The organism is Micromonospora desertarenae, assembly GCF_056150265.1.
In genome coordinates, this window is the sequence record NZ_JAXCFQ010000011.1 from 222,329 (window position 1) to 248,641 (window position 26,313).

General features: G+C 71.7%; 26 protein-coding genes, 1 tRNA gene, 1 pseudogene and 2 riboswitches. Of the genes and pseudogenes, 15 read left to right on the forward strand and 13 right to left on the reverse strand.

Going from position 1 to position 26,313, the window contains the following annotated elements; all coding sequences use genetic code 11:
- Window positions 1-111: 111 nt before the first annotated feature.
- The 4 genes from SM577_RS22835 to SM577_RS22850 are packed head-to-tail and all read right to left on the reverse strand — an operon-like array spanning window position 112 to window position 4,018.
- Entirely contained in the window at window positions 112-762 is a 651-nt protein-coding gene (locus tag SM577_RS22835) for an aminodeoxychorismate/anthranilate synthase component II (RefSeq protein ID WP_302922397.1), read from the reverse strand.
- A 4-nt stretch (window positions 763-766) separates the two neighbouring features.
- Window positions 767-1,048 (reverse strand): hypothetical protein, encoded by a 282-nt coding sequence (locus tag SM577_RS22840; RefSeq protein WP_167180430.1) that lies wholly within the window; start codon window positions 1,046-1,048, stop codon window positions 767-769.
- A 4-nt stretch (window positions 1,049-1,052) separates the two neighbouring features.
- On the reverse strand, window positions 1,053-3,215 hold the full coding sequence (locus SM577_RS22845; protein WP_474587929.1) for a class E sortase: 2,163 nt from the start codon (window positions 3,213-3,215) through the stop codon (window positions 1,053-1,055).
- Entirely contained in the window at window positions 3,212-4,018 is an 807-nt protein-coding gene (locus tag SM577_RS22850; protein ID WP_474587930.1) for a DUF881 domain-containing protein, read from the reverse strand. Before SM577_RS22850 ends, SM577_RS22845 begins: the two co-directional genes overlap by 4 nt.
- A gap of 229 nt (window positions 4,019-4,247) precedes the next feature.
- On the opposite strand from SM577_RS22850, the gene SM577_RS22855 reads away from it, so the two are divergent.
- Together SM577_RS22855 and SM577_RS22860 are read left to right on the forward strand one after the other, a co-directional pair.
- Window positions 4,248-4,511, forward strand: coding sequence for a cell division protein CrgA (locus tag SM577_RS22855; RefSeq protein WP_167180432.1), 264 nt, complete (start codon window positions 4,248-4,250; stop codon window positions 4,509-4,511).
- Between the two features lie 386 nt (window positions 4,512-4,897).
- Window positions 4,898-7,093 (forward strand): (Fe-S)-binding protein, encoded by a 2,196-nt coding sequence (locus SM577_RS22860; protein ID WP_302922394.1) that lies wholly within the window; start codon window positions 4,898-4,900, stop codon window positions 7,091-7,093.
- A gap of 55 nt (window positions 7,094-7,148) precedes the next feature.
- Here SM577_RS22860 and SM577_RS22865 read toward each other — a convergent pair whose 3' ends face one another.
- On the reverse strand, window positions 7,149-7,829 hold the full coding sequence (locus SM577_RS22865; RefSeq protein ID WP_474587931.1) for a GOLPH3/VPS74 family protein: 681 nt from the start codon (window positions 7,827-7,829) through the stop codon (window positions 7,149-7,151).
- 126 nt (window positions 7,830-7,955) lie between these two features.
- On the opposite strand from SM577_RS22865, the gene SM577_RS22870 reads away from it, so the two are divergent.
- From SM577_RS22870 to SM577_RS22880, 3 genes are all read left to right on the forward strand, one after another.
- Entirely contained in the window at window positions 7,956-9,269 is a 1,314-nt protein-coding gene (locus SM577_RS22870) for a hemolysin family protein (protein WP_302922568.1), read from the forward strand.
- A complete protein-coding gene (locus SM577_RS22875) occupies window positions 9,262-10,263 on the forward strand; it encodes a hemolysin family protein (RefSeq protein WP_302922392.1) in 1,002 nt (333 codons plus the stop codon). Before SM577_RS22870 ends, SM577_RS22875 begins: the two co-directional genes overlap by 8 nt.
- A 167-nt stretch (window positions 10,264-10,430) precedes the next feature.
- Window positions 10,431-11,441, forward strand: a complete 1,011-nt coding sequence (locus SM577_RS22880) for a C40 family peptidase (RefSeq protein WP_474580140.1) — start codon at window positions 10,431-10,433, stop codon at window positions 11,439-11,441.
- A gap of 95 nt (window positions 11,442-11,536) precedes the next feature.
- On the opposite strand, the gene SM577_RS22885 is transcribed toward SM577_RS22880, so the two are convergent.
- Window positions 11,537-13,576, reverse strand: a complete 2,040-nt coding sequence (locus SM577_RS22885; RefSeq protein ID WP_474587932.1) for an N-acetylmuramoyl-L-alanine amidase — start codon at window positions 13,574-13,576, stop codon at window positions 11,537-11,539.
- A gap of 241 nt (window positions 13,577-13,817) precedes the next feature.
- Window positions 13,818-13,954, forward strand: a riboswitch (cyclic di-AMP (ydaO/yuaA leader).
- Between the two features lie 12 nt (window positions 13,955-13,966).
- Here SM577_RS22885 and SM577_RS22890 point away from each other — a divergent pair.
- Complete coding sequence (locus tag SM577_RS22890) at window positions 13,967-15,007, forward strand: C40 family peptidase (protein WP_474587933.1); 1,041 nt, start codon at window positions 13,967-13,969, stop codon at window positions 15,005-15,007.
- 59 nt (window positions 15,008-15,066) lie between these two features.
- Here SM577_RS22890 and dcd read toward each other — a convergent pair whose 3' ends face one another.
- Window positions 15,067-15,645 carry a dCTP deaminase gene (gene dcd / locus SM577_RS22895; protein ID WP_302922388.1) on the reverse strand — a complete coding sequence of 193 codons (579 nt, stop codon included), beginning with the start codon at window positions 15,643-15,645 and terminating at the stop codon, window positions 15,067-15,069.
- A 79-nt stretch (window positions 15,646-15,724) separates the two neighbouring features.
- Between dcd and SM577_RS22900 the strand changes: the two genes are divergently transcribed.
- Window positions 15,725-16,258 carry a pyridoxamine 5'-phosphate oxidase family protein gene (locus SM577_RS22900; RefSeq protein ID WP_302922387.1) on the forward strand — a complete coding sequence of 178 codons (534 nt, stop codon included), beginning with the start codon at window positions 15,725-15,727 and terminating at the stop codon, window positions 16,256-16,258.
- 60 nt (window positions 16,259-16,318) lie between these two features.
- On the opposite strand, the gene SM577_RS22905 is transcribed toward SM577_RS22900, so the two are convergent.
- Complete coding sequence (locus tag SM577_RS22905) at window positions 16,319-17,305, reverse strand: zinc metalloprotease (protein WP_474587934.1); 987 nt, start codon at window positions 17,303-17,305, stop codon at window positions 16,319-16,321.
- Between the two features lie 373 nt (window positions 17,306-17,678).
- Here SM577_RS22905 and SM577_RS22910 point away from each other — a divergent pair.
- Window positions 17,679-17,752 (forward strand) — tRNA-Gly (locus SM577_RS22910).
- Window positions 17,753-17,841: 89 nt separating this feature from the next.
- Here the strand turns inward: SM577_RS22910 and SM577_RS22915 are convergent.
- Window positions 17,842-18,132 (reverse strand): tyrosine-type recombinase/integrase, encoded by a 291-nt coding sequence (locus SM577_RS22915; RefSeq protein ID WP_474587935.1) that lies wholly within the window; start codon window positions 18,130-18,132, stop codon window positions 17,842-17,844.
- Here SM577_RS22915 and SM577_RS22920 point away from each other — a divergent pair.
- A pseudogene (locus SM577_RS22920) lies at window positions 18,062-18,541 on the forward strand (EamA family transporter); the annotation flags it as partial. The gene SM577_RS22915 and the pseudogene SM577_RS22920 sit on opposite strands and share 71 nt — an antisense overlap.
- A gap of 427 nt (window positions 18,542-18,968) precedes the next feature.
- Window positions 18,969-19,472, forward strand: coding sequence for a hypothetical protein (locus SM577_RS22925; RefSeq protein WP_474587945.1), 504 nt, complete (start codon window positions 18,969-18,971; stop codon window positions 19,470-19,472).
- Window positions 19,473-19,758: 286 nt separating this feature from the next.
- On the opposite strand, the gene SM577_RS22930 is transcribed toward SM577_RS22925, so the two are convergent.
- The gene (locus tag SM577_RS22930) at window positions 19,759-20,976 is read right to left on the reverse strand and encodes an MFS transporter (RefSeq protein WP_302922385.1); all 1,218 of its coding nucleotides are present in this window, start codon (window positions 20,974-20,976) and stop codon (window positions 19,759-19,761) included.
- A 32-nt stretch (window positions 20,977-21,008) separates the two neighbouring features.
- Between SM577_RS22930 and SM577_RS22935 the strand changes: the two genes are divergently transcribed.
- Window positions 21,009-21,440, forward strand: a complete 432-nt coding sequence (locus SM577_RS22935; protein WP_474580136.1) for a MerR family transcriptional regulator — start codon at window positions 21,009-21,011, stop codon at window positions 21,438-21,440.
- Between the two features lie 139 nt (window positions 21,441-21,579).
- Here SM577_RS22935 and SM577_RS22940 read toward each other — a convergent pair whose 3' ends face one another.
- The gene (locus SM577_RS22940; protein WP_474587943.1) at window positions 21,580-22,758 is read right to left on the reverse strand and encodes an epoxide hydrolase family protein; all 1,179 of its coding nucleotides are present in this window, start codon (window positions 22,756-22,758) and stop codon (window positions 21,580-21,582) included.
- A 304-nt stretch (window positions 22,759-23,062) separates the two neighbouring features.
- On the opposite strand from SM577_RS22940, the gene SM577_RS22945 reads away from it, so the two are divergent.
- From SM577_RS22945 to SM577_RS22955, 3 genes are read left to right on the forward strand one after another with little or no spacing between them, the layout of a single operon-like run.
- Window positions 23,063-23,521: an SRPBCC domain-containing protein gene (locus SM577_RS22945; RefSeq protein WP_474587936.1), complete on the forward strand. Its 459-nt coding sequence runs from the start codon at window positions 23,063-23,065 to the stop codon at window positions 23,519-23,521.
- Window positions 23,518-23,868, forward strand: coding sequence for an ArsR/SmtB family transcription factor (locus tag SM577_RS22950; RefSeq protein ID WP_474587937.1), 351 nt, complete (start codon window positions 23,518-23,520; stop codon window positions 23,866-23,868). The genes SM577_RS22945 and SM577_RS22950 overlap by 4 nt, the downstream gene beginning before the upstream one ends.
- Window position 23,869: 1 nt before the next feature.
- Entirely contained in the window at window positions 23,870-24,313 is a 444-nt protein-coding gene (locus tag SM577_RS22955; RefSeq protein WP_474587938.1) for an SRPBCC family protein, read from the forward strand.
- A 56-nt stretch (window positions 24,314-24,369) separates the two neighbouring features.
- Here SM577_RS22955 and SM577_RS22960 read toward each other — a convergent pair whose 3' ends face one another.
- Both SM577_RS22960 and SM577_RS22965 read right to left on the reverse strand, forming a co-directional pair.
- Window positions 24,370-24,744, reverse strand: a complete 375-nt coding sequence (locus SM577_RS22960) for a VOC family protein (protein WP_474587939.1) — start codon at window positions 24,742-24,744, stop codon at window positions 24,370-24,372.
- Window positions 24,745-24,832: 88 nt separating this feature from the next.
- Window positions 24,833-25,729: a bifunctional 5,10-methylenetetrahydrofolate dehydrogenase/5,10-methenyltetrahydrofolate cyclohydrolase gene (locus SM577_RS22965; protein ID WP_474587944.1), complete on the reverse strand. Its 897-nt coding sequence runs from the start codon at window positions 25,727-25,729 to the stop codon at window positions 24,833-24,835.
- Between the two features lie 11 nt (window positions 25,730-25,740).
- Window positions 25,741-25,823, reverse strand: a riboswitch (ZMP/ZTP riboswitch).
- A 134-nt stretch (window positions 25,824-25,957) separates the two neighbouring features.
- On the opposite strand from SM577_RS22965, the gene SM577_RS22970 reads away from it, so the two are divergent.
- Entirely contained in the window at window positions 25,958-26,305 is a 348-nt protein-coding gene (locus tag SM577_RS22970; RefSeq protein WP_474580132.1) for a YciI family protein, read from the forward strand.
- Window positions 26,306-26,313: the final 8 nt, after the last annotated feature.

Genomic DNA, 26,313 nt, shown 5'->3' on the forward strand with positions numbered 1-26,313 from the left:
TGGCGGTCGCCGGCGCGGTCCGCCGGCACCTGGAGGCCGTCCTGGCGCGGCCTGGCGCCACGTGGCGTGCGCGTACAGTCCCCGGCCGGTCCGGCGCCAGCCGGCATGACGTCAGGTGGTGGCGAAGGCGGCGCGGCGGCGGGCGTCGACCTCGGCGGCGAGTTCCGGGGCGCGCTCCAGCGCCTCCGGGTGGCCGCACCCGGCCAGCCAGTTCGCCAACATCAGGTGCCCACCCTCGGTGAGCACCGACTCGGGGTGGAACTGGACGCCCTCGATCGGCAGGCTGCGGTGGCGCATCGCCATCACCACGCCGGAGCCGGTCCAGCCGGTGACCTCCAGCTCGCCGGGCAGCGTCTCGGGCAGCACGGCCAGCGAGTGGTAGCGGGTCGCGGTGAACGGGTCGGGCAGGCCGGCGAGCACCCCGACCCCGTCGTGCCGTACCTCCGAGGTCTTGCCGTGCAGCAGCTCCGGGGCGCGGGCCACGGTGGCGCCGAACGCCTCGCCGATCGCCTGGTGGCCGAGGCAGACCCCGAAGATCGGCAGCTCACCGGCGTAGGCGCGGATGACGTCGAGGCAGATGCCGGCCCGGTCGGGGCTGCCCGGTCCGGGCGAGAGCAGGACGCCGGCCGCGCCGAGCCGCCCCACCTCGGCCACGTCGATCTCGTCGTTGCGGCGTACCTCGCACTCCACGCCGAGCTGGCCGAGGTACTGCACGAGGTTGAAGACGAACGAGTCGTAGTTGTCGATCACCAGGACGCGCATCGACTCACCTGTCCGGAGAGGGGGGCGGGGTGTTGTTCCGCTCGGTGTCGTACGGCAGGTCGTGCTCGTCGCCCGAGGGCGCGTCGCCGGGCACCACGTCGCCGCCCGGGTCACCGGGTACGCCGGAGTCCTGGGTGACCTGCACGTCGTCGAAGGGCAGCAGCGGCTCCGCCCACGGGAAGACCACGTACCAGAGCAGGGCCACCATCGCGGCGGCGATCAGCACGCTGCCGGCGAGCTTGCCAGGCAGCCCGAACGGGAGCTTCCGCCAGATCCAGGCGTACACGCCGTCAGCCTCCCAGCTCCGCCGGGCGACCCGCCGACTTCGGCTGGGAACGGTCCAGCTCCGCGTGGATGATCAGGCGCTGGTAGTTGTCGAACTTCGGGTTGCAGGTGGTCAGCGTGAGCATCCGCTTGGTCGGCTTCTCGCCCGGCTTGCCCGGCACCGGTGCCACCACCTCGACCTGGGTCGGTTTCACGATGTGGTTGCGGGTCACCTTGTAGACGTACCAGGTGTTCTTGTCCTCGACCACGATGGCGTCGCCGTCGTGCAGCTCGTCCAGCCGCCAGAAGGTGGCCCGGTTGCGGTGCCCGGCCACCGAGAAGTTGCCCACCTGGCCGGGCATGGCGCTGGTCGGGTAGTGGCCCGGCGCGTACCGGATGTCCTTCTGGGTGACGCCCTCGACCACCACCCAGTTCTTGTCCAGCTTCGGGATGTAGAGGCCGGCGATCGGCTTGCCCTGCACCGGCGGCTTGGGCTTGCCGGTCGGGCTGGCGCTCGCCGACGGCGCCACCGTCGGATCGCCGTCCGGCCCCCAGGCCTGCGCGAGCTGCTGGCTGAGGTCGTTCTGGTGGGCGTCCACGATCGCCGACTTGCCCCACACCTCGTAGCCGGCGAAGAGGAGCACCACCAGCCCGAACGTGATCAGCACCTCGCCGGTGACCCGGATGCCGGTGCGCAGCCGGGAGCCGAGCGACGGGCGGGTCAGCTCCGAGTAGACGCTCCGATAGCCCTCGCCGGTCTGCTCCGGCCGGAGCTGGACCACCCGCTCACCCCGGCGCGGGCGGGGCGGCTCGTCAACGTTCTCCGAGTCGGCGGTCGGGTCGGTGGGCGGACGCGGGACGGCGCCCATCAGCGCTGTCGAGTCCAGGGCGGGCGGGCCGCCCGGCGTACGCCCGGTGAGGGCCGGGATCAGCGCGGTGGCCGCGGGGTCGGCGCCGGCCGGGGAGACCGGGGCGCTCGCACCGGGGCCCGCGGCGGCGGGGCGGGCGACCTGCGGGAGGAACGCGGTTGGCGCGTCGGCGGTCGGGGTGGGCCGGCCCTCCTGGGCCGTGGTGCGGCCGGCCGGCTCGGCGCCGGACCGGGCGGGCGAGACCGGCCGGTCGGCGTCGGGTGACCCGCCGGGGTGGCCCGGTGCGGCCGGGCCGCGCGGCGTGAGCGGGGCCGCCGGCCGGAGCGTGCCGTTGCCCGGCCACGGCGGCGGCGCGTCGGCGTGCCCCGTCGGGGGGCCGGCGTGGCTCGCACCGGCGGACGCCTCCGGCTGGCCGGGCACCGCCGCGGGCTGGCCGGCGACACCGCTCCGCCCGCTCCCGGCGGCTGGCCGGTCGGCGGCGGTGTGGCGGGCGGCGTCGGGGGCGCCGGTCGGGCCGATGGCGGCCGCTCGGGGCTCGGTGGGCGGACCGGAGCGGCTCGGGTTCGCCGGCCAGCCCGGCTCCTGCGCGGCGGGAGTATCCGGCGTGGCGGAGCGGGCCGCGTCGGCCGCCCAGGACGGGCCGGCGGGGCGTGACGCGCCGGGCGACCAGCCCGGACCGGCGGAGTCAGCCGGATCGGTGGCCGGGCTCGGGCCGGCCGAGCCGGCCGGATCGGCGAACCAGCCGGCTCCGGCGGCGGGCGCCGGGTCGGCGGGCCAGGTCCGTTCCGCGGAGCGGCCGGGCCGGTCGCGGCCGCCGGCCTCGGCGGGCCAGGTCGGATCGGTCGAGCGGGTGGTGGCAGCGGGGCGACCCGGCCCGGTGGGATCGGCGGGCCAGGTCGGATCGGTCGAGCGGGTGGTGGCAGCGGGCCGATCGTGGCCGTCGGCCTCGGCGGGCCAGGTCGGGTCGGTCGGGCGCGCCGTGGGGGCGGGCCGGCCCGGCCCGGACTCGGTGGGCCAGGCGGGCTGGTTGGGGCGGGTGGGCTCGGCCGGGCCGGCGGATTCGGTGGGCCGGGCAGGCCGGTTGGCGCGGGACGGCTCGGCGGGCCGCGGCCGGTCGATCGGATCGCGCCCGGTGGCCGGGGCGCCGGTCGTCGGGTCGGCGGCCACCCGGCGCGGCAGGACCGGATCGGGCCAGCCGCCCGCGGTGCGGGCCGTCGGTGCGGGCCGGTCGGTCTTGGGGATGAACGCGGTCGGCTCGTCGGCCGGGTCGCGGTGCCGCCCGTCCCGGTCCTCCCACCAGTCCTCCGGCGCGCGACTCACCGCGGCACCGTCGCCGAACGCAGGGCGGTCGAGTCCTCGAACGCCGGGACGGTCACCGTGGAGACGGTCTCCTTGTAGCCGAGCTGGTAGTGGTCGACCGCGTCCTTGAACAACCGGACTCCCTCAGAGCCGGCGAGGGCCTGCTGGAGGGCAGCGGGATCGCCGATTGCTACGATCTTGAATGGTGGGGAGTACACCCGACCGTGCAGCAGCAGGGTGTTACCCACGCAGCGTACCGCGCTGGTGGCGAGCACGCGGACGTTCATGATTGACATGGCCTCCGCGCCGCCGGCCCAGAGCGCGTTCACCACCGCCTGGACGTCACCCTGGTGGACGACCAGGTAGTCGTTGCTGACCCCTTCGGGCAGGTTCTGTTCGCTGCGCCGGGGTGCGTCGTTGAGTTCCACCGTGACGCCGGGCCCGGTGAGAGCGGTGAAGCCGGCGGCCTCCCGGGCGGCGGCGGCCCGCTGCTGCTGCTCCTTGATCGGGCCGTCGGTGTCGGCCAGCGCGGTGGTCTGCTGCTCCACCTCGTGGCGGAGCGCCGCGGCCCGGCGCTCGCTCGCCGCCACCTGCTCGCGGCGGTCCTCGATCAGCTGGTTGAGCTGGGGTCGCCGGTCCTCGCGCAGCGCGGTGCCACCGGCGGTGGTGGCGGTGGTGGTGAAGAGCAGTCCGGCCGCGGCGGCGATCAGCGGCACGCCGACGGACCAGCCCGGTCGTCGCTGCCGAGGTCGCCGGGGCAGCAGCCCGGCGACGGCCCGCCGGAGCACCTTCTGCCAGGAGGCGGCGCCGGATGTGTACTCCACCGAGCGTTCCTTCCGCGTCGTCTGGTTTCCGCCCGGCACCGCGCGAGCTGGTGCGGTGACCGGTTCCCCCCACCTTTTTCGGTCACTCGGTGCACCGGCCTGACCCCATTCGTGGCCCGGACGGGTCTTCGGGACTACGCTAGCTGTCGAACATTATTGGCCATGGACCGTCGCCCCCGCGCCCGGTTGTCAGGCCGGACGAGGTCAGTCATCCCCTCTGGAGAGCGTCGTGCCCAAGTCTCAGGTCCGCAAGAAGAAGGTGTACACCCCGCCGACGGACGTGCGTCCGACGGCGACGGCGGCGACGCGCAAGCCTAGCCCGGTGTGGTTGCCGATCACTGCGGTCGCGCTCATCGTCGCCGGTATCGGCTGGCTGGTGGTGTACTACCTCTCCGAGCAGGAGTACCCGGTCATGTCGTGGGGTTACTGGAACCTCGCGGTGGGCTTCGGCGCGATGGTCGCCTCGCTGCTCCTGCTCTCCCGCTGGCGCTGACGCTCGGCCGCCGCGGACCGCGCGGCGGCGGCACCCGAGGCCGTCGCGGCGGCAAGCGGAAGCCAGGCCGTCGTGGACGCGGCGGCGGCGGCACCCGAGTCGCCCGCGCCTCCTGTGCGGCAATCCACGTCACTCGACGCGGCCCCTGCCCGGCAGTTCCGGGCGGGGGACCCTATGGTGTGCGCAGGGCGGCGTGGCCGGGTGCGAGAAGACTCACGTTACCGCTGGGTAACCTTGCGCGTAGGCTGCACTGCATGACCGAGCGGAGCGAGGTCATCGACCGGTCCGGTCGAGGGTGCGGCAGCGGCGACTCGCCGATCGCGCCCTGACCCGGCCCCCGGTCGCCGAGCCGCTCGCCAGGCAGCAGACCGGGGAGGCCAATCTCGATGGGCAGCGTCCAGATCGTCACCACGATCATCGCGTTCGCCATCACCGCCGTGGCGGTGGGGCTGGCGGTACGCGCGGTCATGAAGATGACGGCCGTCATCCGGCTGGGTCAGCCCGACCCGGAGCGGTTCGGCAACAAGGGCACCCGCACGAAGACCATGCTGGTCGAGACCGCCGGCCACACCCGGATGCTCCGGTGGAGCATGGTCGGCGCGGCGCACTGGTTCGTGATGGTCGCCTTCATCGTGCTCTCGCTGCTGGTGCTCGAGGCGTACTTCGAGGTGGTCAGCACCACCGGCGAGCTGCCGATCATCGGGCACTGGACGATCTTCGGCCTGGCCACCGAGGTGATCGGGGTGCTCGGCCTGCTCGGCATCGGAGTGCTGATGGCGATCCGGCTGCGCAACCGGCCGACCCGGCCGGGCGGCCGGTCCCGGTTCACCGGCTCCACCATGTGGCAGGGCTACTTCGTCGAGTGGGTCGTGCTGCTGGTCCTGATCTTCGGCTTCCTGATCCGGGGCTTCAAGGTCGCCACCGACCACTTCGTGTACCCGGCCTGGGCCACCCCGGTCAGCCACGCCCTCGGCGCCGTCCTGCCGGACTGGGAGGCGGGCGTCAGCCTGGCGGCGCTCATCAAGATCATTATCTCGATGACCTGGCTCATCGTCATCTCGCTGAACGTCACCATGGGCGTGGCCTGGCACCGCTTCCTGGCGTTCCCGAACATCTTCTTCAAGCGCAACCCGGACCGGGCCGGTTCCGGCCTCGGCGCGCTCCGGCCGATGATGAGCGCCGGCAAGCCGCTCGACTTCGAGGAGGCCGACCCGGAGAAGGACCAGTTCGGCGTCGCCCAGGTCGAGCAGTTCACCTGGAAGGGCCTGCTGGACTTCAGCACCTGCACCGAGTGCGGCCGCTGCCAGTCGCAGTGCCCGGCCTGGAACACCGGCAAGCCGCTGTCGCCGAAGCTGCTGGTGCTGAGCCTGCGTGACCACGCGTACGCCAAGGCGCCCTACCTGCTGGCCGGTGGCGGCAAGGACCTGACCGGTGAGGAGAAGGCCACCGCCGCCCAGCTCGCCCACGTCGACGTCCTCGCGCTCGCCGAGGCCGACAAGCCGCTGATCGGCACCGCCGAGGAGGGCGGGGTCATCGACCCGGACGTGCTCTGGTCCTGCACCACCTGCGGCGCCTGCGTCGAGCAGTGCCCGGTGGACATCGAGCACGTGGACCACATCGTCGACATGCGGCGCTACCAGGTGCTCATCGAGTCGAGCTTCCCGTCCGAGGCCGGCGTGATGCTGCGCAACCTGGAGAACAAGGGCAACCCGTGGGGCGCCCCGCAGAACACCCGCGAGGACTGGACCAAGGGTCTGGACTTCGAGGTGCCGCGGGTCGGCGAGGTCGAGGACTTCGAGTACCTGTTCTGGGTCGGCTGCGCCGGCGCGTTCGAGGACCGGGCCAAGAAGACCACCCGGGCGGTCGCCACGCTGCTCAACGAGGCGGGCGTGAAGTTCGCGATCCTCGGCGAGGGCGAGACCTGCTCGGGCGACCCGGCCCGCCGGATCGGCAACGAGTTCGTCTTCCAGATGCTCGCCCAGCAGAACGTCGAGACGCTTAACGAGGCGTTCGGCGACCGGGAGAAGGCCAAGCGCAAGATCGTGGCGACCTGCCCGCACTGCTTCAACACCCTGGGCAACGAGTACGGCCAGCTCGGCGGCGAGTTCGAGGTCGTGCACCACACCCAGCTGCTGGCCCACCTGGTCGCCACCGGCAAGCTCACCCCGGTGCAGCCGGTCGACGGCGGGGTCACCTACCACGACCCCTGCTACCTGGGCCGGCACAACCGGGTCTTCGCCCCGCCGCGTGAGGTGCTCGGCACCGCCATCGCCGGCGAGCTCACCGAGATGCCGCGCAACAGCGAGCGCTCCTTCTGCTGCGGCGCCGGCGGCGCCCGGATGTGGATGGAGGAGAAGATCGGCAAGCGGATCAACGTGGAGCGGGTCGAGGAGGCCATGTCCACCGGGGCCCGCACGGTCGCCGTCGGCTGCCCGTTCTGCTCGACGATGCTCAACGACGGCGTGAACGGCAAGGGCGCCAGCGAGCAGGTCGAGGTGGTCGACGTGGCCAGCGTGCTGCTCCGCTCGGTCAAGCCGGAGCAGGCGCAGGGCGACAAGGAGACCGAGCCGGTCGCCGGCTGAGGCGTACCGCCGCGGGCGCGGTGCCACCGGGCGGTGGTGCCGCGCCCGCGGCGTGTCAGCTGGTGGCGGCGGTCATCGTGGCGGCGGCCGCGGCCGAGGTGATCACCATCAGCACGGCGGCCTCGGTCTCCTGGATGGCCTTCCGGGTCGCGGCCGACGCCCAGTCGCCCGCCGCGATCTCGGCCAGCCGGCGCTGCACCCGGTCCCGGGGCAGGTCCCGGAAGAGGTGCCGGTCCAGCCGGACCGCCCGGGCCAGGCCGATCAGGGCGGCGGTCCGCGGCTCCACCGGGCCGTCGGCGGCCACCGCGGCGGTCATCCGCTGCCGGGCCCGGGCCTCCGCCGCCGGCTCCGCCCCGGTCTCGGACGGATAGCGGGTACGCGGGAAGACCCACAGCACCCGGTCCGACTCCCGGCGCAGCACGCCGGCGGTGACCAGCCCGTCCAGCACCTGCTCGGGCAGGTCCCTGGCGAGCCGGCCGACCCAGTCCTTCGGCCGGCGGCGCTTCACGTCGGCCCCGATCCGGGTCAGTGAGTCGTCGAGTTGCCGCTGCCCGAGCGGGGTCGGGTCGGCCACCAGCAGGCGGTCGTCGACCACCTCGACCCGGCCGGCGAGCGCCAGCTCCAGCAGCAGCGCCCCGGCCAGCCCGTGGTCGAGCGCGGGCCGGTTGAGCTGGAGATTCCCCTTGTCGTCGTAGGCCAGCAGGGCCAGTTCGTGCGCGAGGGTGAATTCGGCCATGGCCCCGACGGTAGCCCGGCCGGGCGAGCTCCACCCGCGACGCGCGGGCCGTGCCGCGACGACCCGCCCGTGCGAGAATCGCGCCGAGGTGAGACGACCATCGATGGCCTGCTGCTGACCACACTGCTGCCCCTGGTCGGCTTCCTGCTGCTGACCGGCGGCAACGCGTTCTTCGTCGCGGCCGAGTTCGCCCTGGTCACCGTGGACCGCGCCGAGATCGACCGGCGGGCCGCCGCCGGCGACGGCCCGGCCGCGACCGTACGCCGGGCGCTGCGGGAGCTCTCCTTCCAGCTCTCCGGCGCGCAGCTCGGCATCACCATCACCGCGCTGCTCACCGGCTACCTCGCCGAGCCCGCGCTGGCCCGGCTCTTCGCACCGGTGCTGGAGCCGCTCGCCGGGTCGGCCACCGACCGGATCACCCCGTTCCTGGCGCTCGCCCTGGCCACCCTGGTCTCCATGCTCTTCGGCGAGCTGGTGCCGAAGAACCTCGCGCTGGCCCGACCGATGCCCGCCGCGCTGGCCACCGCGGCTCCGATGCGGGCCTTCTCGCGCACCTTCGGCTGGCTGATCCGAGGGCTGAACGGCTCGGCGAACCGCCTGGTCCGCGCGTTCGGCATCGAACCCCAGGAGGAACTGGCCAGCGCCCGCTCACCGGAGGAGCTGGGCCTGCTGGCGGCCATCTCGGCCCGGGCCGGGGCGCTGCCGCCGGACACCGCCATGCTGCTGCGCCGCACCATCCGCTTCGGCGAGAAGCGGGCGGCCGAGGCGATGACGCCCCGGGTGGACGTGATCGCGCTGCGCGCCACGGCCACCGTGACCGAGCTGCTGGCTCTCGCCCGGCACACCGGCCGGACCCGGTTCCCGGTCTACGAGGAGACGCTTGACCTGGTCACCGGCGTCGCCGGGGTGTCGGACGCGCTCGGCGTGCCGCTGGCCCAGCGCGCCTCGACCACCGTCGGCTCGGTGGCCCGTGAGCCGGTGTACGTGCCGGAGAGTCTCGACCTGGACGGGGTGCTCGCCGCGCTCCGGGCCGCCGACGCGGACCTCGCCATCGTGGTCGACGAGTACGGCGGCACCGACGGCGTGGTGACCGTCGAGGACCTGGTGGAGGAGCTGGTCGGCGAGATCGCCGACGAGTTCGACCCGGCCGCGGTGCCCGACGTCGGACCGGTCGAGCTGACCGTGCCCGGCGGGGAGCGCACGGTGCTGGTCGACGGCGTGCTGCGCGCGGACGAGCTGGTCGAGCAGACCGGGTTCCGGCTGCCCGAGGGGCCGTACGAGACGCTCGCCGGGTTCCTGATGGCCCGGCTGGGGCACATCCCGGTCGCCGGCGAGACGGTCGAGGAGTCCGGGTACGAGTTCACCGTCGTGGAGGTGGACCGGCGCCGGATCGAGCAGGTCCGGGTGCTCCGCCCCGAGGATCCGGACGACGATGGCTGAGCTGCTGGTCACCGCCCTGCTGCTGCTCGGCAACGCGTTCTTCGTGGGCAGCGAGTTCGCCCTGATCGCGTCCCGGCGCACGGTGGTGGAACCGCTCGCGGCGACCTCGAAGCGGGCCCGGTGGGCCCTCTCCGCGATGAACCAGATCCCGCTGATGATCGCCGGCGCCCAGTTGGGCATCACCGTCTGCTCGCTGGGTCTCGGCGCGATCGCCGAGCCGGCCCTGGCCCACCTGCTGGAGCCGGCGTTCCACGCGCTGGGGCTGCCCGCGCCGGCGGTGCACCCGGTCGCCTTCGTGCTCGCCCTCGGGATCGTGGTCTTCCTGCACACTGTGGTCGGCGAGATGGTGCCGAAGAACATCACGCTGGCCGGGCCGGAGCCGTCCGCGCTCTGGCTGGGCCCGGCCATGCTCGCGTTCTGCCTGGCCACCAAGCCGCTGCTGCTGGCCATGAAGTGGGCGTCCCGGCGGGTGCTGCGGCTGTGGCGGATCGAGGCCACCGAGGCGGTCAAAACCGTCTTCACCGCCGAGGAACTGGCCGGGCTGGTGTCGCAGGCGCGTACCGAGGGACTGCTCGACGCCGAGGAGCACGCCCGGATCACCGGCGCGCTCGCCCTGCACGCGCGGACCGCCGCCGACGCCCTGCGGCCCTGGTCGGCGGTGACCACCGTCGCCGAGGACGTCTCGCCCGCCTCGCTGGAGGTGCTGGCCACCCGGACCGGCCGGTCCCGGTTTCCGGTGGTGCAGCGCTCGACCCGGCGGGTGCTCGGCTTCGTGCACGTCAAGGACGTGCTCGGCTACGCCGGGGTGAGCCGGCGGGCGCCGGTGCCGGCCGAGGTGTACCGGCCGCTGGCGGTGGTGCCGCCGGAGCGTACGCTCGCCGACCTGCTGCTCGCGATGCGCCGCGAGCGGCGGCACATGGTGCTGGTGAGCGACGGCCGGCGACCGCTCGGCGTGGTGACGCTCGACGATGTATTGACGGCAATCGTTGGCTGACGGGCGCACACCCTAGGTACACAAGCGGTTGCGCAGGCGTGATGTGAACGTTGGTCGCCTTGATTCCGCTGCGGGCCTTCCCTAATGTGGGGCACCGGCCGCTGTGGGTCGTCTGTCTCGCCTCTTCCCCTCTGCGAGGCGCCCGGCGGTCGGACGCTAAGGAGTCGGTGCCGGTGGCAACCATGCCCCCCCATCGTCACGCACCGGGACGGTCTGCTCGTCCGGGTGGCCTGCGCCGGGCCGCCCACCGTCTGCTCACCCTGGTCGCCGCCGCGGCCGTTGGAGCCGGTCTGCTCGCCGCGCCGGCGTACGCCGCGCCCTCGGTCGAGGAGATCGAGGCGCAGATCGACAAGCAGTGGGAGCAGTTGGAGCCCACCATCGAGCAGTACAACAAGGTGCGGGCGCAGCTGAAGAAGAACCGCAGCAAGGCCGCGGACCTGGAGAAGAAGATCCAGCCGCTGGCGCTGGAGAGCGAGCTGGCGATGGACCGGGTGGGCGACCTCGCCTCCCGCTACTACATCACCGGCCCGTCCCAGGACGTCGCCGCCCTGCTGGTCAGCGCCAAGCCGAGCACGCTCACCGAGCAGCTCACCCTCCTCGACCGGCTGGCCGCCCAGGAGCGCAAGCAGATCGAGGGTGTGCTCGCGGTCCGCAAGAAGTACGACGACCAGAAGCAGCAGCTCGACACGCTGATCGCGGACCAGGTGAAGCAGCAGAACGAGCTGGCGGCGAAGAAGAAGCACATCGAGGCCGAGGTCAAGCGGCTGGAGAAGATGCTGCCGGTGACCACCGTCAAGACGGACCAGTGCCCGACCATCAACGGGGTGGTCAGCGAGAAGGCCCGGATCGCGATCCGGACCGCCTGCGCCCAGGTCGGCAAGCCGTACGTGTGGGGCGCCGACGGCCCGGACTCGTTCGACTGCTCCGGCCTGACCCAGTACGCCTACAAGGCGGCCGGGGTCTACCTGACCCACCACACCGGCGCCCAGTGGAACGAGGGCAAGGCCATCTCGCGCTCCGACGCGCGCCCGGGTGACCTGGTCTTCTTCTTCAGCGACCTGCACCATGTCGGGCTCTACCTCGGCAACGACAAGATGGTGCACGCACCACGCGCCGGCAAACCGGTCAACGTCTCCAGCATCAACACCATGCCGGTCGCCGGATTCCGCCGACCCTGATCCGTCCCGAACCGCCCGAGGGCCCCCGGTCGACCGACCGGGGGCCCTCGGTGTTTCCGCGAATCGGTGCCGAGCCCCGTCTCAGGCCGGGCGGCTCACCGCGGAGCGCCGACCGGGGACGGCAGGATCAGCACGTCGTCCAGGTTCACGTAGCCGATCCGGTGACCGAACTGGACCTGCACGTAGCGCAGGTCGCCGCGGACGACGGTCCAGTCGCCCGGGGACGAGCCGTCGAAGGTCACCGCGCGGTAGTACTCGCTCGGCACGACCGCGCCCACCGCGTACCGCTGCCCGGCGGCGAGCGTGTACTGCAGCGGTGAGATCGCCTGGTACGGCACGCCGGCCGGGTAGGCGTCCCGCTCCGGGTAGGCCCGCCCGTAGACCGGGATGGTGGCCTTGCCGGGCTTCGGCGTCACCACGAAGCCGGTGGCCCACTTCGCCGTCGGCGCCGACGCGGGGTTGTGGAACCACGCCTTCTGGCCGAGGTACCAGATCGCCGTCCAGTCGCCCCGCACCTCGGCCACCGCGTACGTCTGGCCGGCCGACCCGCGGGCGCTGTGGTCCGGGACGTACATGGTGCCCGGCGAACCGTCCGGGTGCTCGCCGAGGTCCACGGCCAGCGGCGCGTCGTGGCTCGGCGCGCTGCGCAGCAGCACCGCGGAGGAGCCGCGCAGCGGGCAGGGGTCGGTGACCGGCGGCGGCGGGGTCGGCACCCCCGGCGGCTGCCGCGAGCAGCCGGTGAACGCCGGCTGGTTGTCGGGGAAGTCGGGGTCGATGGTCACCAGCCCGGTCCGCGCCGTGCCGGTGGCCCGGAACGGCGCCTTCAGCAGGTCGAAGTAGTGCGACCAGTCCCAGTACGGCCCCGGGTCCCAGTGCATGCCCGCGACGTTCGCCGCCACCGTGCCGGGGACGTTGTCGTGCCCGATGATGTGGTGCCGGTCGAGCGGGATGTTGTAGCGCAGCGCCAGGTGCCGGACCAGCTTGGCCGAGGTGCGGTACATCGCCTCGGTGTACCAGGTGCCGTGGCCGGCGAAGCCCTCGTGCTCCAGGCCGATGGACTTGGCGTTGACGTACCAGTTGCCGGCGTGCCAGCCGACGTCCTTGGTCTTGATGTGCTGGGCGATGTGACCGTCCACCGAGCGCAGCGTGTAGTGCCAGCCCACGTAGTCCGCCCGCTGCACCAGGCCGACGCTGGGCCAGAAGTAGCCCTCGGTGTCGTGGATGACGATGTACTCGATCTTCTGCTGGGCCGGCCGGTTGCCCAGGTCGTGGTTGCCGTAGTCGCCGGCGCCCGGGCCGTACTTCTCGTACGGGGCCGGGATCCACTCGCAGCCGAGACCGATCGGGCACTCCAGCCCGTCGGGCCGCTCCGCCCGCCGCAGCCCGAGCCTGTGCAGCGTCGACTCGTCCGGGCTGACGTCGCGCGCGGCGAGGGTCACCAGGTGCCCGTCGTCGGTGGTCCGGGTCGCGCCCGCGTTGATCTGGCCGTACACCTCGTCGGCGAAGGCGGCGGCGGTGTCCTCGGCGCCGGCGCCCGAGTAGCGGGCCACCGCGCCGTACCAGGCCGCCGGGTCGCTGTCCGCGCCGACCGGGGCACCCAGTTCCCGCTGGTACGCGGCGAGCAGCGCCGCGCCGCCGCGGATGTTCGCGGTCGGGTCGGAGCGCAACGCCTCCTCGCTGGCGCCGGTCAGCGCGGCGGCGGCCTGGAGGGTCTGCAGCGCGGCGTCGGCCGGGGCGGCCGGGGGCGACCCGGCTCCGACCGGCGCGGTGACGGTCAGCGGCCGAGCGTCGTCCCCGCGCGGGTCCTCGCCCTCGTCGATGTGGCCGCGGGCGGGCTGTGCGGTGACGTGGGCGGCGTCGGTGAGGTGCATCGGGCCGTAACCGCCGCTGGTGCTCGGGTTGCCGGGATGGGTGTCCCACCGCGACTCGAGGTACGACACGGCGAGCAGGACGCTCTCCGGCACGCCGAACTCGGTGGCCGCGGCGGCGTACTGCTGCTGCCGGTCGAGGGGTTCGGCGGCGGCCGGACCGGCGGCGAACGGGGTGACCGCCATGGCGAGCGCCGCGGCGGCGGCGAGCAGGGCGCGCCTGCTCCTCGATCTCGTGGATCTCGTGGATCTCGTGGACGACTGCATCGGACCCCCTGCTCAGACGGGTGGACGATGCGGTCACCTTCACCCCGGGCCCGGCCTTACGTCAATACCTTTCCATGCATCAACTCCTGAAGAAGAAAACCTTCGGCCCGCCCCGCCGAAGGCTGTCGATCCCTGTGGCGTACGGAGTGTCACGGCGACACGGGTTGCGGATTGATAACGAGCGTCTCTACTCTGGTCATTCGTCGGCCCGACAACAGGTCCGTCCAACCCGGGCGGTAACGGTCCGACACCGCCGAATCGCTTCCGAGCGAACCGGGGAACCAGGTAACCCGGGGTGAATCCGCAGCCACTGCGGTAGGGCGTCCCCTTCCCGCCCGAACCCGTCAGCTAACCCGGTAGGCGGTCTGGGAAGAAGGAGTACGGAGCCCGGTGGCACACCATGCCCCGCGGCCACCGTCGGCACGGTCGGCGTCCGCCGACCCGACCACGGCTGCGCCGCGCCCACGCTGGTCCCGCTGCACCACCGCACTCGCCGCCCTGGTCGGCTTCGCCGTCGTTCTGACCGGCGGCGCCACGGCGGCCCACGCCGAACCCACCGTCGCCGAGATCGAGCGCCAGATCGACGAGGACTGGAACAAGCTCGAACCGATCATCGAACGGCACAACGCCACCCGCCAGGACCTGGCCGCCAAGCGGAAGCAGGCCGACGCCCTGGCCGCCCAGATCAAGCCGCTCCAGGCCCAGGTCGACCAGGCGATGGAGAAGGTCAGCGCGCTGGCCGTCCGCGCCTACAAGGGCGAGAACGTGCTCACCATCAACGCCGTGCTGGACAGCCGCTCGCCGAGCGAGGTGGTCGGGCAGCTCGAACTGCTCGACCGGTTCGCCCACCGCCAGCAGCAGGACGTTCGGCAGGTCGCCGACCTGCGCGACCAGTTGGCCGCCAAGAAGGCGCCGCTGGACGAGATGGTCGCCCAACTCGCCAAGACCGAGGCGCAACTGGCGGCGAAGAAGAAGCAGATCAACGCCGAGATCGACCGGCTGCAGAAGCTGCGGATCAAGGTCTACGGCAACGGCGGCGGCGGGCCGCTGCGCCCCGCCCCCTGCCCGGCCAGCTACCCGGGCGGCGCGGCCGGGGTCGCTGTCAAGTTCGCCTGCGCCCAGATCGGCAAGCCGTACGTCTGGGGCGCCGAGGGCCCGAACTCGTACGACTGCTCGGGGCTGATGCTGGCCGCCTGGGCCAAGGCCGGGGTCTCGCTGCCGCACAACGCCGCGCAGCAGCGCGGGGTCACCAGGACGGTCAGCCGGGGAGAGCTGCGCCCGGGCGATCTGGTTTTCTACTACTCCGACCTGCACCACGTCGGCATGTACGTCGGCGGCGGCTGGGTGGTGCACGCCTCCCGCGCCGGGGTGCCGATCAAGATGAAGAAGGTCGACGACGGCCCGATCCACAGCTACGGCCGGCCGGGCTGACCGCGTACCACCGAAAAGGGGCCCGCTCCGGCGCCGGAGCGGGCCCCTTTTCGGCTGCGTCAGCGGGTCGGCCAGGTGCGCCACTGCTGCCAGGAGCGGCTCGGCGTCGGGCCGCGCTGCCCCTGGTAGCGCGAGCCGTAGACGGCCGAGCCGTACGGGTGCTCGGCCGGCGACGAGAGCCGGAAGATGCAGAGCTGGCCGATCTTCATGCCCGGCCAGAGGGTGATCGGCAGGTTCGCCACGTTCGACAGCTCCAGCGTCACGTGCCCGGAGAAGCCGGGGTCGATGAAGCCGGCGGTGGAGTGGGTGAGCAGGCCGAGCCGGCCCAGGCTCGACTTGCCCTCCAGCCGGCCGGCGAGCTGGTCGCCGAGCGAGATCACCTCGAGCGTGGAGGCGAGCACGAACTCGCCCGGGTGCAGCACGAACGGCTCGCCGTCGGGCACCTCCACCACCGAGGTCAGCTCGTCCTGCTGCCGCGCCGGGTCGATGTGGGTGTAGAGGTGGTTGTTGAAGACCCGGAACAGCTTGTCCAGGCGTACGTCGATGCTGGACGGCTGCACCAGCGTGGGCTCGAACGGCTCCAGCGCCAGGGTGCCCGCCTTGATCTCGGAGACCAGGTCGCGGTCGGAGAGCAGCATCGGAACACCATAGCGAAGCGGCCGGGGTGACCTGCGTGTCGGACTAGGTCTTCGTACACCTGTTCGATAGAATGTCCACATGGCATCCTGGTCCGAATTCGCCGCTGACGAGCCCCGACTCGCCGACGGGATCCGCCTTCTCATGCAGCAGTACGGGCCGGGCTTCGGCTACCTGGCCACGGTCCGCGCCGACGGCGGGCCCCGGGTGCACCCGGTCTCCCCGGTGATCACCGACGAGGGGCTGTTCTGCTTCGTGGTCGACTCGCCGAAACGGCGCGACCTGGAACGCGACGGCCGCTACGCGCTGCACTCCTTCCCGCCCGAGGAGAGCGACGACGAGGCCTACGTCGCCGGGCGCGCCCGCCCGGTCACCGACCCGGCCCGGGTCGCCCGGCTGGCCCGCAGCTACCGGGCCGCCCCGCACGTCGACTGGCGGTTGTTCGAGTTCACCGTCGACGTGGCGATGCTGACCCGCCGCGACGCCGGCGCCGCGGGTGGCCCCGGCAACGGGCACGGCCACCCCGCCGTCCAGGTCTGGCTCGACCCGGGTGCGCCGGCCGACGCCCCGGCCGCCGACCCCGCCCCCCGGATGCGCCGCCGCGAGGCCGCCTGAGCCCGAAGACACCGGTGCCGGCTCCGTCCTCCGGAGCCGGCACCGATGGCGTACGTCAGGTCAGGCCGCGCGGTACGCGTTCCACGCGGTCAGCATTCGGCTCGCCTGCCCGGCGGTGAACTGGTACATGCACGAGTCGTAGGTGTAGTCCATGAAGTTGGTGATCGGGTCCACGCCCGGGGCGGTGCAGGTGTCCCGCCCGGTCGGGCACTGGAAGGCCGGCGAAGCCTCGGCCGCGGTGTCGCTGACGCTGTCACCCTGACCCGAGCAGCCGCCCTGGAAGGTGTGGTAGAGGTTCAGCCAGTGGCCCACCTCGTGGGTGCCGGTGTCGCCCTGGTTGTAGTTGGTGGCGGTGCCACCCGGCAGCGACTCGCTCAGCACGACGACGCCATCCATGCTGCTCAGCTTGCGCTGCGGGAAGGTCGCCCAGCCGAGCAGGTCGTCGCTCAGCTCGCCCAGGTACATGTTGAGGGTGTTCTTGCCGCCCTCACGCAGCGAGGTCTTCATCGACCGCTCCGCCGACGAGCCCTGCACGATCGGGTACCACGCCGGGTTGGTCACCCGGTTGATCTTCTGTAGCTGGAAGCTGAACGCCGTGGCCGCGCCGCCGGTCGCGCCGCTGTAGGACTGGTTCAGCACGTTGATCTGCGAGGTGATCATCGAGTCCGGGATGTTGCCGCCGGCCCGGGTGCTGTCCCGCTGGATCACGTGCACCACCACCGGGACGGTCACGGTGGCGGCGAGGGTGCTCGCCCCGGCGCCGGTGCGGAACCGGGCGCGCTCCCGGAGCGCGGCGGCCAGGTCGGCCTCCCGCTCGCGGCTCTCCGCGAGGGTCAGCTCGTTCGGTTCGTGCTTGGCCGCGCCGCCCGCCTTGATCCGGGCGTCGGCGTGGACGTCGGCCGGCTCGACGCACGCCTCACCGGGCGCGGCGGAGAAGGCCGAAGCGGCCGGTACGACGCCCACCGCGGCGGTGCTGAGCAGCAGCGCGAGGGTCGTCGACGCGACACCGGCGGCACGCCGGGTCAGCAGGTCGGGACGAAGTCCCATGGGCCCACCTCTTTCTGGCGGCGCGACAGGGGGTATGTCACGCCGTGGCTGAGAACGTGGGCCAGACGTTACAACCGATCGACAGATTTGAGAACGACCATATGTTGCCGGAGTGAAACTTTTTCCTGGCAGCGGTGCCCGGTGCCCGCCACCCCCTCGTGCCCTGCCTCGCCGGGCTGCCGTGCGGACGGGCGGCCGGGCAAGATCCGCGCAACATCCCGGATGTAGTTGCCTCGCGGGGGGCCGGAGGCCACTACATCCCGGAAGTTGTGTGGATCTTGCGGAGTGGGGTCGGGCGCTGGCCGCAGCGGTCGACGGCGCGGGGGGTACCTGGATGCATCGGGGTGGTGACTCGGGTACAGTGGTGCCGCCTGCGGGTGTAGTTCAATGGCAGAACATCAGCTTCCCAAGCTGACAGTGCGGGTTCGATTCCCGTCACCCGCTCCACGATCGAGGCCCTGGTCAGGACGCAAGTCCGAGCCGGGGCCTTCGATGCTCCGCCGGCCATGAACGCCTGACGGGCCATCCACGGGCCACTAGCCACGCTTCTTCCCCTTACCCTTGGGCTTGCCCGACGTGCCGGCCGCCGGCTTCCTGGCCTTCTTCCGCTCGGCCTTCACCGCGTCGCTCACCGCCTGGGCGATGGCCCGATCCGCCTCAGAGGTGGCGTGCTGGTAGATCATGGCGGCCTGCGGCGAGTCGTGACCCATCCGGGCCATCAGCTCGCGGGTGCTCGCACCGGTCCGCGCCGCGATCGTGTTACCGGTATGCCGCAGATCATGGAAGTGCAGCCCCGGCACGCCGAGGTTGCCGACCGCCGCCGCCAACGAGATCGCAAGCTGGGGCGGCCTCGCCTGCCTCGCCGCAGCCGCCAGCTACGCCATCAGCTACGTCTACATGGGCCACTTCCTGACCGGCCGCGCGATCAGCCCGCTCATGCTGTCGCCCAGCCAGCTCGGCGCGGCCACCGTGCTCCTCGCCGTGGCCATGCCCATCGCCGGCCTGGAACCGCCCAGCTGGAAAATCGACGCCGTCGTCAGCCTGCTCGTCCTCGGCACACTCGGCACCGGAGCCGCCTACGTCCTGAACTACCGCATCATCCAGGACGAAGGGCCAACAGCGGCATCCGTCGTCACGTACCTACTGCCGATCGTTGCCGTGATCCTCGGATGGCTTGTCCTCCGCGAAGCTCTCACACCCGCGATCCAGGCCGGCGTCGCCCTGGTCCTCATCGGGGTAACCCTCAGCCGGAGGAACCGGCCGAGGCCGGTGGTGTGTGTCGCCGCATGGGCCTTTTTTTCTGGACCAGGGGGCCCCCCACGGGGGCCGGCGCCGGCCCGGCCCGGCCTGCTGGCGACCTCCGGCCGGCATCGGCCGGGCCGGCCGGCCACGCTTCGGAACGACCAGACCATGAAGACCTCGGGGCTCCGCCCCGAACCCCGACCCTCCTCAGAGATGCCGCCGCGGCTCACCTCGCCGGGCACCACAAGGGCTACCAGCCTCCCCGGGCGGGGACCAGGTCGTTCGTCCGGCAGGGCGCTCCACCTGGTCCCCGCCCGGGGAGGCTGGACGGTCTGGCGACTGCCCGACGAGGAGATCCGCTACCGATTCGATGGCCCACGTTCCAGTATTGTCCCCCGTGGCCAGCGAGAGGGGGCGAGCCATGAGCCAGCGCAGACGGGTCTGGATCGTCATTGCATGCGCTTCGGCCGGCTCGTTGATGGTAGGGCTGCTCGGCTGCCTTGGGGCGCTGGTACTACTGCTGCCGGACGGCCCAAGGCACGCCCACGAGTATCTGAGTCAGGTGCAGGTTGACCCCGCGTACCGCAAAGTGGGTGAGGGCGGCCAGGGTAACTGTAACTGCAACCTGGAGTACATCTATATCGGCCCGAGTCACATCGAGCCGGGCCAGGTTTTCTCAGGCCCTGCGCTCACCCTTCAGCCCACCGATGGATCCTTCGCGGTCTGGGATCGGCTCCTGGAGGGTGAGGGGGCCAGCGAGGCGAGCGGTCAGTGCCGGGTGGTGGTATATCGGTACCAGCGTGACCGTGAACCGTTTGACGGATGGAACCTCAAGAAGCTGCCCACCGACGAGCGGGCTCTTGTGGCGTCTGGCCAGCTAGTGGTTCTTTCTCTCTACGTGTCTTGTGCAGGCGACTACGGCTGACAGGGCGACCGCCAAGGACCCGCCGGGCCTTCCACGGGCCACAAAGTGGTGTCAGCGGGGGCCAACCCAGGCCACATGAGCGCGTCGAGCAGGCGTGGCGGTCAATTCCGACCCGATCTTGTGAGATTCCCAAGCTGACAGTGCGGGTTCGATTCCCGTCACCCGCTCCAACGCGAGGCCCCAGCTCAGGACGACTTCCTGGCTGGGGCCTTGATCGTTGCCACCGCTTCCTGCGCTTCCGCCAGCTACGTGCCCGATCTCTGCTCTGCTGTGTTCGGGCTTGCGTTCATGGGGCCATGCTCACGCGCTCTGCGGGAAAACCGTGCGCGCGAGCGGTGGTCACCACGAGCAGCACCGGCATCAGGAGCACAAGGACACTCCAGGGGAAGGAGGTGTGGCCAAGGAGGTCGAGAAGGATCCCGCCGGCGACTCCGCCGCCGGCCATGGCCACGTTCCACAGGGTAACGAGCATCGCTTGTGCGGCGTCTGCCGCCTTGCCTCCCGCATCGCCGACGGCCGTTTGCAGAAGAGTAGGCGTGCCTCCCCATCCCAGCCCCCACAGCAGCACCGCGACGTAGACCAGAGCGGGGCTGCCGGCCATCGCTGCCAGGATGGCTGCTGCCACGGCGACCAGGAGGGTGCTGGCGATGGTGAGGGTTCGCAGCCGACGGTTGATGTGAGCGCCCACGATCCAGATGCTCATCAGGGAGGCTGCACCGAAGACCAGCAGCACGAGGTCGGTGGACGTGCCCATGCCGACCCGGTCGAGGAACGTGGCGATGTAGGTGTAGAGGATGGTGTGGGCCAGCACGAAAACCAGGGTGACGAACAGAACGGGCGACACGCCGGGGATGCGGAGGGTCCGCACCATCGACGTTCGATTTTCCGGCCTGTGCCCTGGGTAGTCCGGGACCGTCACGGTGATCCATGCGAGCAGAACGATGGTGAGCCCGGTCATGATCATGAATGCTGCCCGCCAGCCAAGTGCGGCGCCGAGGAAGGTCCCCGCGGGCACTCCCAGCGACAGCGCGATCGGAATGCCGGCCATCGCGATCGCGATCGCCTTGCCCTGCAGGTGAACGGGCGCCATGCGCCGGGCGTATCCCGCCAGCAACGCCCAGGCCAGGCCCGCGGCCACTCCGGCGACGAACCGCGCCGCCATGGTCAGTGCGTAGTTCCCCGAGACTGCCGTAACAGTGTTGGCAATGGCGAATCCCGCCGTCGCCGTCAACAGCAGACGTTTGCGACGCCACCCTGCCGTCGCCGCAGCCAACGGGATAGCTGTCAGCGCGGTCCCGATCGCGTAGATCGTCACTGTCTGCCCCGCCGCCGACTCGCTGACCTTGAGGTCAGCACTCATCGCGGGAAGCAGACCAGCCGGGAGCGTCTCGGTCAGGCTGGTGATGAACACGGCCGTGGCCAGCGCCAGTAGCGCCGGCAGCGGGAGTTTCCGATCCTTGGGCTCGGCGGGGGAGCCGGCTACTTGCGTGGTCTTGGTTCGCATGGTGCGTATGCTCAAACCATCACATCGATGTGATGGTCAACGCGAACATGTATGAGGGTAGTCACATGCGTATCGGAGAACTGTCGGAGCGCACCGGTACGCCTCGGCGGCTGCTGCGCTACTACGAGGAGCAGGGGTTGATCTTCCCTAGCCGCTGCGCCAACGGCTACCGTGCGTACGACGAGTCGCTCGTGGACCGGGTTTTGCAGATCAGGGGGCTGCTCGATGCGGGACTGCCGACCCGGATCATCAAGCAGATCCTCCCATGCCTGAACAAGCCCCGGGTCATCCACTTCTCTGATGCGACCCCGGAAATGATCGCCACGCTCGAAGACGAACGCGACCGAATGACCGAACGTATCGAGTGCCTGGTCCGCAACAGGGATGCGATAGCTGACTACCTCGACGCAGTGCGGGGCGACAAGCGCCCAGACGCCGCCCCTGAAGCGTCTACAACGCCGTGATCCGTACGGAGTAGGTCCGCCGGCGCAACGTTCCGCCTCAACGGTCTGACTCCCGGGCCGGGTGACCAACTGGTGACGACCGGGGCGGGCCGACGCAGCGGGTTTGCTCCGGGACCGGCCGGCCGGAGCGCCGACAACGTCAGTCGGGGACGCCCTCGCGGAGCTTCCGGAAGAACATCCGGACGTCCCCGACCAGGAGTTCCGGTACCTCCATCGCCGCGAAGTGCCCGCCCCGGTCGTACTCCGTCCATTGCACGATGTGGTTCGTGCGGTCCGCGATGTGTCGTAGGGGAATGAAGTTGTCCTGCGGGAAGACGGCCAGCGCGGTCGGTGCCGTCGACGGTTCGGGGGGTTTGCCCCAGTAGTCGGCGTGCGCCCGCTCGTAGTAGATGCGGGCGGACGATCCGGCCGTGCCGGTCAGCCAGTAGAGCATCACGTTGGTGAGCATCTGGTCGCGGTCGACGGCGTCCTCCGGGCGGTCCGCGGAGTCCGTCCACTCCTTGAACTTCTCCACGATCCAGGCCAATTGGCCGACCGGTGAGTCGGTCAGGCCGTACGCCAGCGTCTGCGGCCGGGTGGCCTGGATGTCGGCGTATCCCTGACGCTCGCGGCTCCAGGTCTTGAGGCGTTCCCAGGAGGCCACCGTGCGCTCGCGCTCGGTCGGGCTCAGCGCCGCCAACTCGCCGGGGTCGGGTTCCTCGGGCTGGAACGAGTTGGGCAGCAGGTTGAGATGTACGCCGACGACCCGGTCGGGTCGGGTACGGCCCAGCTCTCGGGAGATGATCGATCCCCAGTCACCGCCCTGCACCCCGTACCGCTGGTAGCCAAGCCGTTCCATCAACACCGCGAACGCCGCGGCGACCCGCTTGAACTCCCAGCCGGTCTGCCTCGTCGGCCCCGACAGGCCGAATCCCGGGATGCTCGGGAGCACCAGGTGGAACGCGTCCGCGGGGTCGCCACCGTGCGCGCCGGGGTCGGTGAGCGGGCCGACGATCCCGGCGAACTCGACGATCGACCCGGGCCAGCCGTGCGTCATGAGCAGCGGAGTGGCGTCCGGTTCGGGCGACCGGAGGTGGGCGAAGTGAATCGTCGCACCGTCGATGGTGGTGACGAACTGCGGCCATCGGTTCAGCTCGGCCTCCGCGGCCCGCCAGTCGTACCCGTGGCGCCAGTGATGCACGAGCTCCCTGAGGTAGTCGCGCGGGACGCCGTACGCCCATCCCACGCCCGGCAGTTCGTCGGGCCAGCGGGTGCGGTCGAGACGCTCGTGCAGATCGTCCAGATCGCTCTGCGGGATGTCGATGCGGAATGGATGGATGCCCTCGTCGGCGGTCCCTGTGGTCACTTCGCGCATGTTACGTCGGGCCTTTGCGTCGTACCCGCTGGCTAGGGTGCGCCGCAGGTGGCCGGTCAGAGCAACCCCAGGTGGGACAGCGCGGCTACGGGGGGCGGGCACTGGTAGGTCCCCGGAGTGATCCCGGGACTGAATATCGGACACCGCGACCCGCCCCCCGCCGAGCGCACCGCATCCGCACAGGGCCCCAATGCGCAACCGAAGGTTGCGCGTTGGGAAGCGGGTGGGTAGGGTTGACGCAACCAAAGGTTGCGAAAGGTTGGCAGACGTGGAGTACGGATCCATCGAGCGCGACATCCAGGTCGACGCGGCACCCGAGGTGGTCTTCGAGGTGATCAGTCGGCCCGAGCACATGCGGGAGTGGTGGCCCGACGACGCGCGGTTCGAGCCGGTCGCCGGCGCCCCCGGCGAGCTGGTCTGGCGCGACGCGGAGACCGGCGAGACGACGACCGTCGCCCTCGCCGTCGTCGAGGTCGACCCGCCGAAGCGGTTCTCCTTCCGGTGGTGCTACGCGGACCCGGACCGGGCCGGGAACTCGTTGTTCGTCACCTTCGACCTGGTCCCGACCGCCGGCGGCACCCGGGTCCGCATGACCGAGACCGGGTTCCGGGAGATGGGCTGGGAGATCGCCCAGCTGGAGGCGCAGTACCGCGACCACGAGACCGGTTGGGACCACTACCTGCCCAGGCTCGGCAGCTACGTCACGCGGCTGGTCGCCACGTCATGAGCACCGCGATCGACGACGACCTGTGGTCGGCGGTCGGCGACCCCATCCGGCGTACGATGATCGATCTTCTGCTCGCCGGAGGGCCCGGCACGGCCACGTCGCTGAGCGAGCGACTACCCGTCACCCGCCAGGCCGTCTCGAAGCACCTGGCCGTCCTGGACCGGGTCGGTCTGGTGCACGGCACGCCGGCTGGCCGCGAGCGTCGCTACCAGGTCGACGAGGCGCAGCTCGCCCGAGCCGTCGCCCAGTTGTCGGCGGTGGGCGCCACCTGGGACGCCCGACTCCGCCGGATCAAGCGGATCGCCGAGGCGATCGAACGCAGCCGCGACAACAACCAAGGAGACTGAGATGGTCGACATCCTGCACCGGGTCGGCGTCGTCGCGCCGCTCGACGAGGTCTACCGGGCGGTGGCAACTCCCGAGGGCCTCGCCGGTTGGTGGACGACCGACACGACGGGCAAGAGCGAGGTCGGCGGGCAGCTGGCGTTCCGGTTCGGCGACGTCGGTGGCTTCGACATGGAGGTCCTGGAACTCGATCCCGCCGGCCACGTACGGTGGCGGGTCACCGACGGCCCGGCGGAATGGCTCGGCACCGAGATCGACTGGCGCCTGGACCAGCGTGGCGAGTACACCATCGTCCAGTTCACCCACGAGGGCTGGCGCGAGCCGGTCGAGTTCATGCGCCACTGCAGCACCAAGTGGGCGACGTTCCTGATGAGTCTCAAGGAACTCGTCGAGACCGGGCGCGGCCGGCCGGCGCCGGACGACGTCGCGATCAGCGACTGGCACTGATCCCGTCGGCCCGACCCGGACCGACGCTCCGGCGCCGGTCCGGGTTCGGTGCCCGCTCAGAGGTAGAGGCAGAAGGGGTGGCCGGCCGGGTCGAGGTGCACCCGCACGTCGTCCTGGGGTTGGAAGTCCGCCAGGGTGGCCCCGGCGGCGACGGCGTGGGCCGAGGCCGCCTCCAGGTCGTCGACCTGGATGTCGAGGTGGACCATCATCTGCGGATCCCCCGGACCGGCCGGCCACACCGGCGGTACGTAGTTCGGCTCGGTCTGGAACGACAGGCCGGCGCCGCCACCCGGGGCGCGCAGCGTGACCCAGTCCGGTTCGTCGTCGTCCCGCGACCATCCGAGCAGGCGTTCGTAGAACCCGGCCAGTTCCCGAGCGTCGGGCGAATCCAGCACGGTGGCGGTCAGCGTCAGCCGAGGTCGATCTCCCATGCCACCGTCCATACCCGCATCCCGGCACGCGTCAAGCACGAACCCGGCCGGCCGTCCCGGGTGGGACGGCCGGCGGGAACCCGGCGGCTCAGGCGCGTCCGCTCAGCCGCTCGGCGGCGTCGACGGCGTTGCGGAAGAGCATCGCCACCGTGGTCGGGCCGACCCCGCCCACCCGGGGCGTGATCGCGCTGGCCACCTCGGCGCACGACTCGTCGACGTCCGGCAGCAGCCGGCGGCCCTCGTAGCGGACACCGGCCCCGATCACCACCGCGCCGGGCTTGACGTGCTCGGGCTGGATGATCCCGGGTACGCCGGCCGCGGCGACCAGGATGTCGGCCCGCCGGGTGTAGCGGTCCCAGTCCGGCACGCCGGTGTGCACGACGGTGACCGCCGCGTTGGCGGTGGGCCGCTTCTGCGCCAGCATGATCGACAGCGGCCGGCCGAGCGTCGCGCCCCGGCCGAGGATGACCACCTCGCGCCCGGCGACCGGGATCTCGTAGTGGGCCAGCAGCGCCTCGATGCCGGCCGGCGTGCAGGGCAGCGGCCCGGGCAGCCCGAGCGCCAGCCGCCCGATGTTGAGCGGGTGCATCCCGTCGACGTCCTTGTCCGGGTCGACGCTCTGCAACGCCCGGTCGTAGTCGAGGTGGGCCGGGACCGGGTACTGCACGAGCAGCCCGTGCACCCCCGGGTCGGCGTTGTAGCCGGCGATCACCCGGTGCAGGTCCTCCTGGGTGGCGTCCGCGGGCAGGTGGGTGTGCGGCGACTCGAAGTCCAGCTCCGCCGCCTGGCGCTGCTTGATCCGGATGTAGCCGGCGCTGGCGTCGTCGTCACCGACCAGCACGGTCGCGAGCGCGGGCACGACGCCGGCCCGGCGCAGCCGGGACACCCGGTCGGCCACCTCGGCGAAGACCGTGTCGGCGAGCGGCTTGCCGGACAGCAGCCGGGCGGTGTGCGGGGTCACGATGGTGTCGTCGGCGATGGGCATGGCTCCCCCAACGTGGGTGCCCAGGCGGTCGACTCCCACGGCGAGCTCCCCGATGGTTGGTGCCATCCCCGTGCCGCCAGTCGCGTTCCCACCCAGCTTGCCCCATCCGGTTCCGGCCGCGCCAGGCGACCCCCGGCGCCGCCGGCGGAAAAATCTTGGCCGGTGCGGTCCGGTACCGGGCCGCCCGTTCGTCACCCTGGTGAGAATCACCGACCAGGGAGTGCCGAGATGAAGTACATGATGTTCGTCTGCAGCGACACCGAGCCGGACACCGACCGGGAGAACTGGCCCGACATCGAGGCGTGGGTGGCCGAGAACGACGCCCGCGGCCGCCGGCTGACCGGCGACGTGCTGGCCGAGACGTCGGCGGCCACCACCGTCCGGGTCCGCAACGGCGAACTGCTGGTGTCCGACGGTCCGTTCACCGAGACCAAGGAGGTGATCGTGGGCTTCGACCTGCTGGAGTGCGCGGACCTGGACGAGGCGATCGAGGTGGCGCGCACCCACCCGATGGCCCGGGCGGGCCGGATCGAGCTGCGCCCGTTCGCCGACCTGGCCGACCAGCCGGGTGACTGACCCGTCGG